Origin of the sequence: Pedobacter rhodius (assembly GCF_027213645.1) — a bacterium.
In the GTDB taxonomy this organism is placed as follows: Bacteria; Bacteroidota; Bacteroidia; order Sphingobacteriales; family Sphingobacteriaceae; genus Pedobacter; species Pedobacter rhodius.
The window spans coordinates 353169-370801 of sequence record NZ_JAPWGL010000003.1 but is presented as its reverse complement, the minus strand read 5'-3'; the positions used below and the strand labels follow the sequence as shown (position 1 = coordinate 370801).

The window sequence follows — 17633 nt, the reverse complement described above, 5'->3', positions numbered from 1 at the left end:
CCCTTAGTTGGTTTTTGGCAAAACTGCCGGATTAAAATTTTGCGCTGTTATGTAGTAGTATAATTTGCCGTTAGATACAAATTGTTGTTCTATTTGTGTAGCCCGCTTAATTTGCTGTACAGATTGATTTAGTAATCTGATGTAGTTTTCAAATTGCTCCAAAGGCATTTTCGAGGTGTTTTTCAAATCAGCAACAGTGTACTGCCCCAAAAATTCATTATTTAAAGGCAAGCCGGTTACCAGCTTAATGTAATTTGCTAAAGTCATGGCTTTTACATCACCTGATGATATTTTCATACCTAGTAATTGTTTAGGCAGCTTTGTATAGTTTTTAACCAGTTTACTTCTGAAAGACGATTGATCTGCCTGCAGGTTTTCGCCAAGCATAATGGAAAATATATCTACAATCTGCTTATATTCCATATTGTTTAACACAATTGCATATTGTAAAGCAGAACTACTGTTTTTAACAGCATCGGCCGGTATTTTTGCCGTAGAATAATATTTAAAAGCGTTATGCGGCATGTGGTCAGCAACTTCAGCACCAACGGGTTGTGGCAACAACAGCTCTACATCAGGGGAAAGGTTGTTACGTGAAATTCCCGTTAAACGAAAAGCACTATCTAAAGAACTGATTTGGGTATAAATATCCATATTGGTTTCTTTAATAAAACGACGCAGCGCAATTGTCATACTCTGATTGGAATTTACCGATCCTTTAGTCGGAAATACAACACCACCCTGGATTAAGCTGTTTTTAGGGTAATCCAGGTAATAGGAGATGGAATCCTGAAGACTTGTATTGTAAGGTTGAAAGCTTTTTAAACCTTCGCCTTTTACCATTATATTTTTTCGGTATTCTGCAGAACGAATAGCAGACTCGGATACAAGTTTACGCGATTGAATTACAAAATCGTTGAAGGTCTGGTTAAAATCGCTGTAAACCTGAAGGGCTAAAATTCTGGCATCTGCAAGCGCAACCTGTTCGCTTAATTCGTTTATCAGGTAGTTATTTGTGCCTCCTGCATTTCCTGTGCTTCCAACTAAAATGATAAGGTTGGTTTCATTCTTTTTCTCTTTAAAAAGATTTAATCCGGCTTTGAGTGCCCCGAAAACAGGCTGCTCACTGGTTTCGCCATTACATTTATCGGTATTTTTTGCCTGATTGGTTAAGAAGGTCATCAGCTGGCGATAATCATCCTGCACAGGGCTGACAAAAATACCTGGGACAGCGCAGCCTGTATTACCTCTGTAAACAACCCCCCCGTAATTAACCTTGGTGCCTTTACCGAAATCACCAAAAAGGCTTTCGAAAGACGAAACAGTGTTGGTCATCCCCGAGAAATACTTGGTCATTGAGCTTCCGCCATCGACAACAAAAACAAGGTTGATTTTATTTTTATTTTTTCTAAGCCGGATATAATCCTGATAAGATAAGGCAGAGCCATTAATGGTTAAAAGTTTATTATTTTTTTTGTTAAAAACATCATTTGCGATACCAATTGAATAAGTACCAGCATCATCGGCGACTATTGGTACACTGCGTAAAATAATATTTTCTGATTGCAGCAGCGGATCAATTACAAAGCTTTCGCCGGCACCAATACCATTTTTAATGGCAGTGGCAGTTGAATCGTCATTATCATAGTTGCCCGGCTTGATTGAAGTAATGTAAAGCCTGTCGCCCCAACTGTGAAAGGCTTCTGCAGAAACCCATCCATAAATACTTTTTCTTGCTGTATCAGCAACCAATTGATCGTCAGAACCAATCAGATATTTCTTTCCGTCGTCCGATTTTTTGTAGATGTAAGCAATTTCATGGAGCCTTACTTTTGTTCTCCTGTCTTTAAGTTCAGGGGTGTTATAAACCAGGATAGAATCTGTTGTGTCGTAATAAAATTTAGGCTCGGTAAGCGGGTTTTTGCCATTTACTATCCCAATGGCCTTTTCTGCATAACCTGTTTTTTGGTTGGAGAAAGATCTTTGCCAAAGTAAAAGCTTCGATTTGGAAATCCAGCCGTAGCTAATTGCACTTTTTTTATCTGTTATCTTTCTTCCCCTTATCATCCCGGCTTTATATTTAATTAGTTTCAGGTATCCGTTTTCTTCTTTCGAAACATAAAACGGCTCCATAAAGCTTATTTTTTTCATAATCAGGCTTCCACCAGGTGCAGTAGTTGTATAATTATCTTCCCGGTCGGAAAAAACAATCCATGGTAAACTGCTGCTGCTGGTATTGTCGTTAACGTTTATGCTTTCGGAGGGCTTCTCATACGATTTAGGCATGTATTTTACTTTTTTGCCGAACGAAGCAGGTGATTGAGCATGTGCAATCGATATTCCTAAAAATAGGATGTATAAGGCATAATATTTTTTCATAGTCTTGTAATGAGCTTTAGAATTAGGTTAAGAGGTCGCTTATTTTGTTTTGCCTGGCGCTTCTGTTGTAGTGGTTGCTGCCGGTTGAGCAGTTGCCGAATGCTGTTTAATATTTAACAAACTTGCACAGGAAGAATTGGGCTTAATGGTTAGTTGAGCCTCATCTACCGCAATTTCACCTCCAAAGGTGAGCCCCATACAATAAGAGTAGATGTCGGTTTGCTTTTTCTTACCATTCATTTCTACATTTACCGTTACTTTTTCGCTGCCGCACATGTATTTATTTACCAGGTAGTAATAGTTTGAATTAAAATCCGCCCCATTGGCAATTGCCTGTAACCTGGCCCTGATGTCATCTATTGTTTTACGTTCCCCATCACCCGGTGTAACTAAATCTTCCACTATTTCTGCATTCGGATCGGTAACTAAAATAGTGTGGTAAACCGGTCTGCGGCTTTTGTCTGTCCGAAGGCGAACAACATATTTTCCGGGTGCACGATATGTATATAGTGCTGTTTTGCCTTTAACATCCACACGACCTGTTTCGCCGAATGACCATTCAAAATCTTTGCCCTGCCCATCTCCTTCCAGTCTCACTTCTTCGTTAACCACACCAGATGTTGGTCCGCTGATGGTTAATACGCTATCAACAACATTTCGAACTGTATCGCGTACATTTAAAGGGAACTGTTCCTTGAGTTCTCCATCAACAGTCAGGCGCACAATATAAGCACCAGGTTTATCGTAATGATAAGCACCATTTTGTGTGGTCGCTTTAGCCCCGTTACCAAATTCCCACAACCATTTAGATGCTTTAGGCGTGTTATCGGTAAAAACCAAATCCTCGTTCAGATAAATTTCATCTTTAAGAATTCTGGCATCAACAGTTCTTTTTTCGAAGAGTGAACTTTTAAATAAGAAAATAAGGCCGGTTAACAGGAGTACGGCCAGCAGGATGTAGAGAATAACGTAGCCCTGCGAATTTGAATTAACTTGCTTTGTATTTGTATTAGCCATAGGAAGCGCTTTTATAAGGTTGTTTATTTATAAATTTATTTACCTGCAGACATGGTTTGTTGTAACTGGCGCCTGCTGATTACACAATCATCTAATGATTTTTTTAATCTTTCTACATCGCCTATATTGCCTCGTTGTTCGCGCCTGTCGTTAAATAGAATATCGTATAACTGGGCCGTTTGAACGAAAGTTTTATAGCGGGAATCAGACGCTTTACGATCGAATGCTGCCCGTATAGAGCCTAAAGAATTCTGGATATCATTCTTCAAAAAAACGGCTTGTACATTTGGGTCGTAGCGTATAATTTGTTTATAAGTACTATCAATCGTTGGCATAGTTTCTTTAACCATATTTTCAAAGGTTTCATTTTCGCTGATTTTAACTTCCAGTTCCTCTTTGGAAATCTGATACCGCGATTTGCCACTGTAAAAAATCCCAAAACTTAAAAGGCCCACTGTGAAGATAAACAGTGCCGAAAAAAACAAAAACTGCTCGCGTCTTTCTTTTATGCTTAATTTTATCATATAAAAAACGTTAAATTATCGGCCATAGCTGCCATTCCGAATTCTGCTTGCGGCACTCCGGGTTGCACGCAGACAATCGTCTAATTGCTCTTTGTAACTTTGAATATTATATCTTGATGTAAATAATGAATCCTGCAGGTTAGCCATTACACCAACATTATTGTTTAGCTTTTCATACAACTCGAAACTTACGCTTGGTGCCGGCTTTTTAGATATCAAGTCTTTTATTTTGTAATTAGCAGCCTGGATATCTTCCAGCAGAATGCCCTGTTTGCTCAATTCTTCGGCATTATAGCTTCTGTATATGGCAAGCTCTTTAAAATTAACCAGAATCCGGTCGAAGTTGGTGTTGATGTCTTTCCTTAAGGACGACAGTTTCTCGGTTTCCTTTACTTTTTTATCAAGCAATGCGTATTCGTAATCGGAAGCAGCAAAAAAAAGAAAAATACAAAGAATAGAGAAAGCAGTGAGAAATACAAAGTTCAGAATAAACTTTGTAAAAGAATTTCTAATTTCGACGGCGTTAATCGGTTTCATAAGAAGTAAAATAGGATTACAAAAATCTTATCATTAATTTGACAATCACTTCTTCAAAATCACATAAACTTTTCAAATTAATTACATCCAATAACAATTTTTGATATTTGTTGTTTTATTATTGAAACGATTTTATTTAATTACTTTTAACAAACTTTAAGCCAAACCGCTATGTCTGAAAATTTTTTGAATAAACCCTTCAGATTTAACTCCATTTTTTTAGGCAATGGCCTACAGGCAACTGACCTCGGTAAATCGATATCAAATCATATAGAATTAATAATTTTTACACGCTACGGAGAGCATCGTTATCATAACGATTTTGGCTGCGAAATATGGGATCTGGATTTTGAATTAATTGTAAGTGAAAGCATCTGGGAGGAAAAATTCAGGAAATCTTTGCTTAAATCTATTACAGATTCCGAATTCCGAATTTATAATACAGAGGTGGAAGTTCACATAACAGAGGTTGAAAATGTATACCCGTTACGTAAGATAACTGAAATCAAAAAAAAGGTGGATATCAGTGTCAGAGCACTAATAAAAACTACAGGTGAAAAATATTTTTTTAATACAGCTTTATTTCTTAGCCCGCTATCTACTTAACCAAAACCGACCAAAATATTCTACACATGAAGCCAGTTTTTTATTCATCAAAAGATGAAATCAGGAATAGAATTTTAAAAAATGCCGAGGATTTCTGGAATGTTAAAGACAGCCACGATTTCGATCCGCTCGTAAAATTAATTATTGAAGCTTTAAGTAACGAACTTTTTAATGTAGCGAATGATGTTAAAAACCTGGAGAATAGAATTTTTGATAAAATCAGCCGTATTTTAGCACCCGACCACCTGACTTCATCATTACCTGCACATGCCATTATACACGCAAGGCCTGTAGAAAAAGAAGATCTGCTTTTACCATATAACCAGTTTGCATTTAAAAAAAATATTCAGCTTGAAGATGCCAAAACAAAGAAAACGGACATATTTTTCAGCCCGCTGCATACGGTAAAAGTACATAATGCTGAAATAAAATACATAGCCACCGGAAATACCTTGTTTAATGTTGAACAATTAAGTAAATACCCCGCCTTAAATACCCTTTCCGGTTTTTCAATAGAAAAAAATACCATGTATATTGGTATCAGTGGTTTGAAAAGCTGGATGGATTTTAATAAACTGAATTTATTTTTTGATTGGAAAAACTATTCGGTACCCGAAAACACCTACGATTTATTGTCGCTTGGAAAATGGTTTTATAAAGAGAACGAACTTACCGCTTACACCGAAAGGTTTATGGATGAACCCTTAACCGGTAAAGTTCAGGCACCCTTTTCCCATAAACAACTGCTCAACCTCATAAAAGCCGATGTACTTCAATTTTACAGCAACAGGTTTATTACGCTGGGCGATATAAATGATTTTAATATTGACGACAGTTCTGAGTTGCCCCCGGTTTTTGAAAATATCTTTCAAAAGGGCAGCTTAAACCAGATAGATGAAAAGGTAAGGTGGCTTAAAGTTGTTTTCCCTGCAGCGATAAAACAGGAAATGCTGAACGAGCTTCACATTTACATAAATGCCTTCCCTGTGGTAAATAAAAGGTTGGTTCAAATCAAACACCGCCTTAAAACCATGAATAACATTATACCGATTAAAACAGAAGCATCTGATCAGATGCTTGCTGTAGAAAACCTGAAAGATAACAAGGGGAAAAGTTATAATGAAATTCCATATACGAATGAGAATGAAAAAGGGGATGGTTCCTTTTCAATCCGATATGGCGGCACGGAACGTTTTGATACCAGAAATGCGAAAGAACTGGTTGATTACCTTTTCGAATTGCTTAGAGATGAGAAGGCCGCTTTTTCTGCCTATGGACCTGATTTTTTAAGCACGATGCTTAAAAACTTAGAACAGAACATTGCTTTAATAGAACAAAAAAGTCGCTCTACCCTTAAAGATATTAAAGAATTGCCGAGCTATATAGTAATCAAACCAATAGATGATGCAGATATTTTATTTCTTGATATCTGGGTTACGCAGGCAGAGGAGGCCAACCACATCAATGCCGGCAGCCGCCTGGTGGTATATGATAATACGAAGGTAAATGCAGAGAGCATCTTTTTTCTAACCCAAACTAAAGGCGGGCGTTCCCGGTTAAATGCTGCAAACCGGGTTCAGGCTTACAAGTATGGGTTAACTACAGCCGACAGGATTATTACAAAGGCCGACGTAATTAACTTTTGCCGCTATGAATTAGGCAATAAACTTAGCGGCATTACCTTAACCAAAGGAGTCGTAATGGATAATAAGCCTGGTTCGGGCTTTATAAAAACAACAGATATTCTCATCGAACCTGCAGAAAACCTTAAGCTGAATGCGCAGGATTGGGATGAATTATTAAGTTTGACTCTGGCAAAATTAAATTTAAGGAGTACCATGAATATTCGCTACCGTATGTTGTTAAAGCCCTCAGCCTACAGAGCGGTTTAGTGGAAATTTATTAATGTAGATTAAGCCCTGAAACTTAAAGTTTAGATATAAACGGTATAACCGAGGTAAGCACTTTCTGCATCGGCACTTAATATGGTTTCCTGGAAATCCGTTGCGGTGAGCAGTTCAACGTTAACTTCGGCATTAACAGGCATCAAATAGTTAATTGCCATATCTAAAATTGCCCGGTTTTTTTGCTCAGGAATAAACTTAATAAGTTCTTGCGGCGACGTTGGCCCGATATTGACGTTAAATGATTCGTAATCCGGCATAAAGCTATCCCCGATAATGGTATCAATACCCAGCGCGCTTGCGCCAAGTTGCATTTGCAAATCGCCGCTAATTTTAATCGGGGTAATACGGGCAGAGGTATTTACAATTGATATTGGCAGGTTAAATAATGCGGTAAGTACTTTAGATACAAAATCTATATCGTTTCTTTTTTGTTGAATTTCGGGTAATAAATGCATCCAGATGATGCTTTGTTCTTTGTTGAGCAGGTTAAACTCACCCCAGCCAAATTCAAATATCTGGCTTAGATCGGAATAGGTCGTTTTTTTATCGAGCTTATTTTCATAAAGCTCGGTCATCACCCTTACCTGGTTAATTTCAGCATCAAAAGGACTAAAAAATAAACGTGCTTGTTTCTCTTCCTCCCTTCTTTCCCTGATGTCTTTAATCATCGACTCTTCATCCATTCCGGCGCTGCCGGTTGGCGGCTTATGGAAAAGGCCTTCGGGAAGCATATCATATAAACTTTCCCGGTTGGTTTTTATCCGGATGCGGTTCTGTCGCCTTTTTTCAGAATAATAAATTTCCGTTTCTTCTATATCTTTGGCAAATGCACGCTTATCTGCACCTAAGGGGATGACCTCAATCTGATTAATGTCGACTATTTTGCGCTCTACAAGATCGGCCGCATGTGCTACTGCCTTGTAGTCGGTAAATAATTCATTATTTATCAAAGTTTCCTTTTTCATTAAACTTTAAACTTGTTTTTTTGTTATAGGTTAAAATTTGTAGTATAGCATAAAATTAGCATTATAATCAACTACTAAAGATACTATATTTGTAATACATCACATCTATAAATTAATGGACGTTCAATCATTTTTCATTCGCTTCCTCTTATTTCCGCTAATTTTTTTAGTGTCAACGGCGGTACTTTCGATTATTAATAAGAAAAATCAGTTTCTTAATAACAAAAGACTTATCGTTAGTGTTCTGCTTATTGGCATTATTTTAGCAATTCCCGGTTTTCTGGGTTTCCTGAATTTTAATTTTATGCCCTGGGGCTATATTATATGCTGTATTTATTATGTTTTAACAGGCATTACATTCGTGTATTTATTAACAAAATATTACCCTAAAGATTTACTCGACCGCAAGGTATTTATCTTTTTTGCCACGTTAATTTCAGCCATTTTATCCGTTTATCTATTCCAGCTCGCTTTTAACTGGTTAAGCTCCATAAATTTCGGTTGGTTTGGTGCAGGCAGTATCAGCTGGTTTTTTGTACCCCTTATTTTCTGGTGGGCTTACGTTTCGTTACTTCATATACCTGCAGAAATTTACAAAATATGGAAATATCCGGCTACGCCGCTTGAAATAAATATGGACCATGTAGACTTTAACCGGCTACTGGTACTGGAGCTGGAACTTTACAAAAAAAGCAGCGATGCTGAACCGCTTAAAGTAAAGGTTAAGGCTTTAAAGGATATGAATTTTGGCATCTGGTTCCATAAATTTATTGATGATTATAACCTTAAATTTGCCGCCAGTCCGATAGAATTCAGGGATGAATACATGGAAGGTTATAAATGGATTTTTTTCATAAAAACTTCCTTTTTTAAACGAAACATATTTATTGATCCCGACCTGGATATTACTGAAAATGGTATTTCTGAAAAAATGACGATTTATGCCAAAAGGGTTTCAGAAAATGTTAATGTTTCTAACGAAGTAGGGGAAAGCGGAATTTACATCTAATAGCTACAATTAAATAATTTGATTATGATTAAGCCTTTAAAATATAAATCAATAAACTGGATCAATGGAATGAAATTATCCAGCGATCATTTTACCCTTAACGATCTATATTTACAGGATTTTGTAAGAGATGCGGTTTCCATTAATGTAAATAATGCAAATTACGGCTTTCTTCCGCCGTTTTCAGGATACAACAGTTCCCATGATATAGAAATAACGGAAAAGGCAACCAATCATATAGAAATCAGGGTAAGGTATTGCAATGCCATAACACCGGAAGGTTGCCATATCGACATTTTACAAAGCGATGCCATGGATAATCTGGTGCATAACCATTATTTTGGGCAATCGGAACCTAGAAATTATGTAATTCTACTTGTTGTAAACCCTTTTGCCAGGGTACCTGCCGGCATCCCTGATCCGGAAGAAAATCCGCTCCGCTACCCTGAATTAGCCAAATCTTACAGCATCGTTGTATTACCTGAAAATGAAATTGCCGGCCAGCTGCCTGATAATTATTTTCTAACCATCGGGCAGGTGTATTACGAAAATGGAAAGCTCACCATCAAGAGGGATTATATACCACCGAGTTCTACAATTACCAGTCATCCGGCACTTATTCGTTATTATGAGGCTTTCAGCACACTTTTAAATGATCTTCAGCTGGCATCTTTCCGGATAATTGATAAAACCGGACGGGAAAATACAACGGCACTGGGTCAAAACATCCGGTTAATATCCATAAAACTGGTTGATTATATCGCAACTATATTTTATGAATATAGAAATGTTGCCTATCGCGAATCGCCGGCAAAGTTAACCGGTTATTTTTCCAGTCTCGCACACATTTTCTTTACCGCCATAAAACTGATTAATCCTAAAGAAAGGGAAGAACTGCTCAAATATTTTTATGAGTGGAAAGATGTTACACCCGGTAATTTTGAAGAACTCCTTGCCAAAACAATAGAACTTGTTTATGATCACAAGCAGATCAGCCTTTCCATGCTTACAGTGAATGATTTTATGAGCGTATTGGTTGCCCTTTGGAATAAACTGAGCCAACTGGAATACATTGGCCAGCGTAAAGAAAACATTGTGGTTGCAGAACAACAGATGGTACAGCAGGTGCAGGCAAAAAAAACCTGGACACTCCTGGATTAACATCGGGCTGTTAGACATAACCGGTTCATCTGTTTTTGATGATATTAATTTTCCAAGTGATGGTTATTATTTTATCATTAATGCGGTGTGTTGTATAATATTATGGTATAAAAAACATTTCTTTGATGATAAAAAATGTTTAACTTGCAGTCAACCAAATATATACTTGTATGCAGTTGTTGTTGCCCTATGCAGATCCGGCAAGATTTCTGGCAGAGCTGATTAATAAATACGGTTTTTCGCTGTATAATACCTGGTCTTCTCAAAGCGTTACTTTACCTGAATGTATAGGCGCCGGATTCGTACAACTTTTCGTAAAAAATGATATTCACTTTTTTCGCGGTATTTGGGATTTTAATGAGCCAACGGTTTTTTGCTCCCATGATCCTGTGGGTAAAAAAGGATTGATTGATTTCAGGGTTAGCAATGTTGATCAGGTTATCCATTCATCCGCATTAGAAGGTGCAAAAAAATTTGAATGGGAAATAACCCGTGTAGATGGAATAAGATTTTTTATTCCGGAAGATTATTTTATCGGCACCAGGTTTGATTTATCCTGTCGTTTTCCTGCCTTTGCAAATGACCCGCAGATTAAGCAAATGATAAAACAGCTTTTTGAAATTCCATCTGACGATTTTTCGAATACCATGTTGCTTGATGCGAAATTAACAGAGTTTGTTTTCTACGTGATTCGTCAGCTTAGCAATGCCAAAATGGGTCCGCTGACTGATTGTAGCCTGCCCCAGCGGCGTGTAGATTGCATCAGCGAAGCGCATACCATGATTCTCGGAAATTTAGATAAAGAAATAAGCATTCTGCAACTCAGCCGTTCTGTTGGCTTAAATGAGTGCGATCTCAAACGTGATTTTAAAAAAATTTATGGTTTACCCATCCGGCAGTACATTATCCAGCAAAAAATAGAGCGGGCTAACCGCTTAATTGTTGAAAATCACCTCGATTTTAAAGAAACGGCGAGGAGCCTGGGTTACACAAACATCAAACATTTTGAAGCGCTGTTTAAGCGTTACTACGGTAAAATATAGAAATTCCCGTTTCGAAATATTTAATTCCCGTTTCGATTTTTATTCTGCATGCATAATATTTAGCTTCATATCACCAAGTCAATCTAACCAAGTGATGTATGTTAAACTTATCTGTGCTTATGGAGGATAGTGCCATTAAGTTCGGCTCCAATCCTGCTTTTAGTTTTGCAAATTCGAGTTTTACCTTCAGTGAAGTTAATGCGCTGGCAAATAACCTGGCCAATGGCTTAAATGAAATCGGTATAAAGCCAGGCCATAAGGTTGCCATATCTTGCCCAAACTGTATCTGGTTTCCGGTTATCTATTATGCGGCGCTAAAAACCGGTGCGGTAGTGGTTCCCTTAAATATATTGCTTAAAGCAGATGAAATAAAATACCACCTCGAAGATTGCGAAGCAAATACCTATTTCTGTTTCAAAGGCAGCCAAACCCTTCCCATCGGCGATTTTGGCCGGGAGGCGTTTAACAAAGTACCTGGCTGCAAAAACTTTGTTTTAATTGGTGAAGATAAACCGGTTGGTAAAAACACCTATACTATACAAGAGTTGCTTGAGGGACAATCTGCAAACTTTGATTCCTACACAACATCTGCAGACGATACTGCTGTCATTATTTATACTTCAGGAACAACCGGTAAACCTAAAGGTGCAGAATTAACGCATTCAAATCTTTTTTGCAATGCAGTACTTTCTTCTGATCTGTTTTCCGTTAGCACAAGTGATGTACAGCTTGTGGTATTGCCATTGTTCCATATTTTCGGAATGACGGTTTTGTTAAATGCCGGACTTTATAAGGCAGCACACAGTATCCTGGTGCCAAAATTTGAAGCAAAGGAAATCATTGAGCACCTAACAACCTACAAAGTAACCCTTTTTGCCGGTGTGCCAACCATGTACTGGGCATTATTAAACATACAACACCCCGAAATACAAGATGAGGCTATTATTAAAAGCCTCCGGCTTTGTATTTCGGGAGGTGCTTCTTTACCGCTGGCCGTACTCAATGGTTTTGAAAAACGGTTTGGCGTACAAATTTTAGAGGGTTACGGAATGAGCGAAGGTGCCCCGGTAGTTACTTTTAATGATTTACGGGTGGGTAAAAAACCCGGCTCCATCGGAACGGCAGTATGGGGCGTAAAAGTGAAGATAGTTGGAAGCAATGGTGAAGAATTGCCGTCGGGAATAAAAGGAGAACTGATTTTTAAAGGACACAATGTGATGAAAGGCTACTACCGCAAACCTGAAGACACGAGCGAAGTAATTAAAAACGGCTGGATGCACTCCGGGGATATCGCCATAAAAGATGAAGATGGATTCTATTTTATTGTAGACAGGTTAAAGGATATGATCATACGGGGTGGTATGAATGTTTACCCCAGGGAAATTGAGGAGGTTATAATGAAGCATCCTGCCGTATCACTGGTGGCTGTAATTGGTTTACCTCATGATAAACTGGGCGAAGAGGTAAAAGCCTTTATCATACTTAAAGAAGGGCAAAAAGTAAGGGCCGAAGAAATAATAGTATGGTGCCAGGAACGACTCGCATCATATAAATACCCCCGTATGGTTGAATTTTGTACGAGCTTACCAATGACCGCAACCGGGAAGTTATTGAAAAAAGAACTCAGAAATATGTAAATGTTATGGTAAAGAAAAGCATGATTAAATTTTTTATTTTCCTGTTGATGAGCTCAACAGCTGCATTAGCCCAAAAAGATACGGTTAGACAAACCGATTTGAAATATGGCAATTTTGAGCGAAACAGACTAGACTTGTATCTCCCGCCAGATGTTACACCTAAAACACCTTTTGTTATTTTAATACATGGCGGTGCCTGGGTACAGGCCGGAAAAGAGTATGTAAGGGATTTTCAGGAATACCTGCTAAAACAAGGCATAGCATCTGTAAATCTAAACCACAGGTATGCCAATGATTCGACAATACATTATAAACAAATACTCGAAGATATCGATCAGGCAGCAAATTACTGCGTAAAAAATGCTGCAAAATGGAATACGCGTGCGGATGGCTTCAGCACTGCCGGTTTTAGTTCGGGCGCTCACCTGGCCTTATTATATGGCTACACCTCTTCAAAAAAAATTAACGCCATTGTCGATTTTAGCGGACCAACTAATTTTACCGATACCAGTACCTTAAACTATTGCATTAAAGCTAATTTAATGGGTTTAGTCGAAAAAATAGCCGGCAATCGCTTTACCGATGTAAAACATGTTCCCGAAAGTTTTGCACTTGCAAGCCCCATAACATACGCTAAAAACATACCCACGTTTATCGCTCATGGCGTAATTGATCCGGTTGTTCAGATTCGCCAGTCGCAACAATTAGCGGAAAAGTTACGCAGTAAAAAAGCAGCTGTAGAATTTATACAAGTGCCGGGGCTGGCGCACGACCTTGATAAAAAACCAATAGAAAAATTAGCATTATACAAGGCCGCAGTGGCTTTTATAAAAAAATACGGACAAAAAAAATAAACTTATGAAAAAATTAGGCATGCTCTCACTATCCTTTCTTTTTATTGCTGTTACAACTTTTGCACAGCAAAAAAAGGCATCAAAAACAAGTGTAAAACCGCTTACCCCAACTGAAGTAAGTCTTCGTTTATCTCCCGAAATAAAGATGCTGGCCTTTGGCCCTATATCCAAGTTTGATGATGCATTTATCGCCAGCGCCAGAAAAGCTGACAAAGCAAGGCCGTTGCCAAAATTAAAAAATGCCGATAGTGTTGAGGTAATGGACTTATCCATTCCGGGGCTTGACAAGAACGACCCCCTGGTGCCTGTTCGTATTTACCGTCCTAAATTTTCTGCGGGAAACATACCCTTACTGGTTTGGTTTCATGGAGGTGGTTTTGTAGCCGGAAACCTAACCAGCGATCATCAGGCTTGTGCAACAATGGCCATTCGCTCGAAAGTGGTGGTTATTTCGGTTGATTACCGTTTGGCGCCTGAAAATATTTTTCCGGCAGGTGTAAACGATGGCTATGCAACCTTACTTTGGGGTATTAACCAGGCCGGTAAATATGGAATTGATACCACCAAGGTTGGTGTTGGTGGCGGTAGTGCTGGTGCGGCAATAGCCGGAAGTATTGTACTTAAAGCCCGGGCAGAAAAAGGCCCAAAAATTAAGGCACAACTGCTTGTTTTTCCACCGTCTGATTTGGATACCACACATGTATCTGTTATAGAATACCGGAATATTCCTGCTTTAAAAGGAGCCGATTTAACCAAATACCTTAAACTTTATCTAGGCGAAAAACAATATAAAAATGTACCGGATTATGCTTTGCCCGGATTGGCAAAAGATCTAAAAAACATACCCCCAACCTATATTTTAACCTGTGGTGTAGATCCTTTACGAGACGGAGGACTGCTGTATGCCAAAAGACTGATAGAAGCGGGCATTTATACCGAAGTACATAATTATGCAGGTTATCCGCATGGATTTGTACCAGAAAGAGCAAATACCGAACTGTACTACATGGCAAATAAACTATTGAACCAATAACTAAAAATGAAGATATGAAACCAAAACGACTACACAAACGGCCAGGCAAGAGCCTCTTTATGCTTTTACTATTTTTGTTGAGCATCAGCATTTGTATGGCGCAAACAAATACAATCTCCGGGATTGTTAAGGATGAGCAGGGAAATGGCATCGCCGGAGCTACTGTAAAACTTAAAACAAGTGGAAAAACAACCACAACCGACCAGAGCGGAGCATTTATTTTCACAAATATTGCCGGCCAGAAAGAAGTTGTTATCATTTCTTTTTTAGGTTATTCATTAAAAGAAATCAGGCTTGATGTGAATAGCAAAACCAACATTACCTTAAATCCAGCCGTCAATACAATGGATGAGGTTGTGGTAACCGGGGCTTTCGATAAACGTAAACGTATTGATGCTTCTGTGGCTATTACCACCATAAACAGTGCTCAGATAGATAGGATAGTTCCCGCTAGTGCTGCAGATTTGTTAAAGAATGCACCGGGCGTGTTTGTAAACTCATCAAATGGTGAAATTAGAAATAGTGTGGCCTCACGCGGTATAACCGCCGGTTCGCAGGATGGAAGCTTTGGCTACGAATATGTTTCTATGCAGGAAGATGGTATCCCGGTAACAAACATAACCTATTTTAGTTATGGTCCGGATTTTTTCCTTCGCCCGGATGCAACCCTGGCGAGGTTAGAGGCCGTACGTGGTGGAACAGCCTCGGTTACTGCAGCAAATGCACCCGGTGGAATTTTTAACTATGTTTCCAAAACCGGTGGAAATACATTCGAAGGCGAAGTGAGAACAAAATATGGTTTCCAGGGGAGGGATGGTGGCAACCCATTGGCACGGTTCGATGTCGATTTCGGAGGACCGATAAAAGACAACTGGTTTTTTAATGTAGGTGGTTTTTACAGGTATGATCAAAGTGGTCGCTATCCGGGCTATCCGATAAATAAGGGCGGGCAAATCAAAGCCAATATTTTAAAAACCTATAAAACCGGTTCACTGAAAATTATCGGGAAATACCTGAACGATAGAAATGGCTATGTACAACTGCTACCCACCAATAGTTTTTCCGACCCTAAACCAAGTCAGGGTTTTGATATATTTTCGACGATTTTAATGCCCAAATTTGAATTTACATCACCAAGATACATTGGCGGAGGAACAATCTCATTAAATCCTTCCAACCTGGTTAAGAGTAAATACAAATCGGTTGGTGCCGTTTGGGAACAAAAACTGGGCGACAACTGGTCGATTACCAATGCGTTCCGTTATTCTGAAAATGACATTCATTACAGCACCACCAATGCATCAATTATGAGTGGAACGGATTTAACAACTTATGCACTCCTGTCGGGACTTACCGGTTTAGGTTTTGGTAATTATTCTTTTAAAGATGCTAAAACGGGTGAAGAATTAATGAGCGTAAATGCCACGGCGGGTGCAGGCGGTTTGCCATCTTATAGCATCGCGAAAGATATTCTGCCCGGCCAAAGCGTAAGCCCGCATTCCATTTACTTTTCAATTTTAGGCACTTATGAAAATCAGGTAAACGAGGTAATTAATCAGTTTACCTTAAACAAGCGGTTTAAGAATATGAGCTTTAATGCCGGTATGTACTATGGCAGATCTAAAGCACACCGCTATTCAGGTATTGATGGCGTTGCATTAGGCACCATTGAAGACAGACCACGATTAACCTCCTTAACATTTACCGGCGCAACATTGGGCGGAACAACAGGTATACACCAGGTAACCAATGCCGACGGTATTGCACAGGCCAATGGCGATACCGGTGGTTTCCTTGATTTCAGCGTTACACAAGCCCAGTATGCATTTTTTTTAGGTCAAACCTGGAATCTAAGCCCAAAATTAACTTTCGATTGGGGGGGACGTTTTGAAACAGCAAAAGTAACGGCTTTTAACCAGCGGACCTATTTTAAAACCGGTGTACAAGGTGGCACAGATAACGACATAAAAACATTCTATAACAATAATACACTCGATAGAATTACCTCGGTTGCCTTTGACAGGCGGTTAAACACTTTTTCCTTTTCTGGTGCTTTAAACTATAAATTTAACGATAATACCGCCATTTATACCCGTTATTCGAGGGGCAAGAAATCGCCGGATATGGATGTTTATTTTGCTGCAAACCGACCTGAAACAGTTGCCTTGCTAAATCCTGAAGTTCGCACAACCGAGCAATTAGAACTTGGGCTTAAAGCACGCAGAAAAAACCTTGATTTGTTTGTAACCCCTTTTTATAGTGTTTTAAGTGGCGTACCCAATGCCGCCATATTTACAAACGCCGATGGAACACTTTATACCACACCATCGTTGTATAGCAAATACCGTACTTTTGGTATTGAGATAGAAGGTGATTATACGATAACCAAAAATTTAAGTCTTAAAGCCGTTGCTACTTTTCAGCGTTCGAAAATTGTTGAGGCCGATTACTGGGTTGCAAATAACCCGGGTATTGCAGATGATACTAAAATCTCTTACTCAGGCAATGAAACAGATAACAATGCCAGAATCATTTCAAGACTTACACCAACTTATCACATTAATAAATTATATGTATTCGTTACCTGGTCTTACCTTGGTAAAAGACAAGCCAATGCGCCCAATGTTTTTTACCTACCGTCATTTTCTAATTTTGACATGGGTGCAGGTTACAATTTGAGCCGTAAAATTACCCTTAGTGCAAATGTAAATAACCTGTTTAATAATTATCAGGTGATGAGTTGGGCAAGACCAGGCAATCTGATTACACAGCTAACCGGGGCAGGAAGTTTCAATAAAGCGCAGTTTGATGCTGCCGTTGCAAACAACACACCTTATTTTACAATATCTAATCCGCCAAGGGCATTTTACCTGACCGCATCTTATAAGTTTTAATTAATCTACGCCTCATTAAGTTCTCCGGGATATTCCCGGAGACTTATTGCTATCTTTTAATTAATTA

At 38.7% G+C, this 17633-nt stretch carries 14 protein-coding genes; 9 read left to right on the top strand and 5 right to left on the bottom strand.

Annotation, left to right across the window (positions count from 1 at the left end; all coding sequences use genetic code 11):
- Positions 1–3 precede the first annotated feature (3 nt).
- From tssR to O0931_RS11685, 4 genes are read right to left on the bottom strand one after another with little or no spacing between them, the layout of a single operon-like run.
- The gene (tssR, locus tag O0931_RS11700) at positions 4–2379 is read right to left on the bottom strand and encodes a type VI secretion system protein TssR domain-containing protein (RefSeq protein WP_269415767.1); all 2376 of its coding nucleotides are present in this window, start codon (positions 2377–2379) and stop codon (positions 4–6) included.
- A gap of 39 nt (positions 2380–2418) precedes the next feature.
- Entirely contained in the window at positions 2419–3396 is a 978-nt protein-coding gene (locus tag O0931_RS11695; RefSeq protein WP_269415766.1) for a PKD domain-containing protein, read from the bottom strand.
- A 35-nt stretch (positions 3397–3431) separates the two neighbouring features.
- Positions 3432–3920, bottom strand: coding sequence for a type VI secretion system transmembrane protein TssO (locus tag O0931_RS11690; RefSeq protein WP_269415765.1), 489 nt, complete (start codon positions 3918–3920; stop codon positions 3432–3434).
- A gap of 15 nt (positions 3921–3935) precedes the next feature.
- Positions 3936–4457 carry a hypothetical protein gene (locus tag O0931_RS11685; RefSeq protein ID WP_269415764.1) on the bottom strand — a complete coding sequence of 174 codons (522 nt, stop codon included), beginning with the start codon at positions 4455–4457 and terminating at the stop codon, positions 3936–3938.
- Between the two features lie 171 nt (positions 4458–4628).
- On the opposite strand from O0931_RS11685, the gene O0931_RS11680 reads away from it, so the two are divergent.
- Complete coding sequence (locus O0931_RS11680) at positions 4629–5063, top strand: GPW/gp25 family protein (protein WP_269415763.1); 435 nt, start codon at positions 4629–4631, stop codon at positions 5061–5063.
- A 26-nt stretch (positions 5064–5089) separates the two neighbouring features.
- A complete protein-coding gene (locus O0931_RS11675; RefSeq protein ID WP_269415762.1) occupies positions 5090–6955 on the top strand; it encodes a type VI secretion system baseplate subunit TssF in 1866 nt (621 codons plus the stop codon).
- 41 nt (positions 6956–6996) lie between these two features.
- Here O0931_RS11675 and O0931_RS11670 read toward each other — a convergent pair whose 3' ends face one another.
- Complete coding sequence (locus O0931_RS11670) at positions 6997–7935, bottom strand: type VI secretion system baseplate subunit TssG (protein ID WP_269415761.1); 939 nt, start codon at positions 7933–7935, stop codon at positions 6997–6999.
- 115 nt (positions 7936–8050) lie between these two features.
- Between O0931_RS11670 and O0931_RS11665 the strand changes: the two genes are divergently transcribed.
- The 7 genes from O0931_RS11665 (at position 8051) to O0931_RS11635 (ending at position 17566) form a co-directional block, all read left to right on the top strand.
- Positions 8051–8944 (top strand): TssN family type VI secretion system protein, encoded by an 894-nt coding sequence (locus O0931_RS11665; RefSeq protein ID WP_269415760.1) that lies wholly within the window; start codon positions 8051–8053, stop codon positions 8942–8944.
- A 24-nt stretch (positions 8945–8968) separates the two neighbouring features.
- Positions 8969–10105 (top strand): hypothetical protein, encoded by a 1137-nt coding sequence (locus O0931_RS11660; protein ID WP_269415759.1) that lies wholly within the window; start codon positions 8969–8971, stop codon positions 10103–10105.
- A gap of 170 nt (positions 10106–10275) precedes the next feature.
- Positions 10276–11148 (top strand): helix-turn-helix domain-containing protein, encoded by an 873-nt coding sequence (locus O0931_RS11655; RefSeq protein WP_269415758.1) that lies wholly within the window; start codon positions 10276–10278, stop codon positions 11146–11148.
- 98 nt (positions 11149–11246) lie between these two features.
- On the top strand, positions 11247–12785 hold the full coding sequence (locus O0931_RS11650) for a long-chain-fatty-acid--CoA ligase (protein WP_269415757.1): 1539 nt from the start codon (positions 11247–11249) through the stop codon (positions 12783–12785).
- A gap of 20 nt (positions 12786–12805) precedes the next feature.
- A complete protein-coding gene (locus tag O0931_RS11645) occupies positions 12806–13639 on the top strand; it encodes an alpha/beta hydrolase (protein WP_269415756.1) in 834 nt (277 codons plus the stop codon).
- Positions 13640–13643: 4 nt separating this feature from the next.
- Entirely contained in the window at positions 13644–14672 is a 1029-nt protein-coding gene (locus tag O0931_RS11640; RefSeq protein ID WP_269415755.1) for an alpha/beta hydrolase fold domain-containing protein, read from the top strand.
- Between the two features lie 14 nt (positions 14673–14686).
- Positions 14687–17566 (top strand): TonB-dependent receptor domain-containing protein, encoded by a 2880-nt coding sequence (locus tag O0931_RS11635; protein WP_269415754.1) that lies wholly within the window; start codon positions 14687–14689, stop codon positions 17564–17566.
- The last annotated feature ends 67 nt before the right edge of the window (positions 17567–17633 follow it).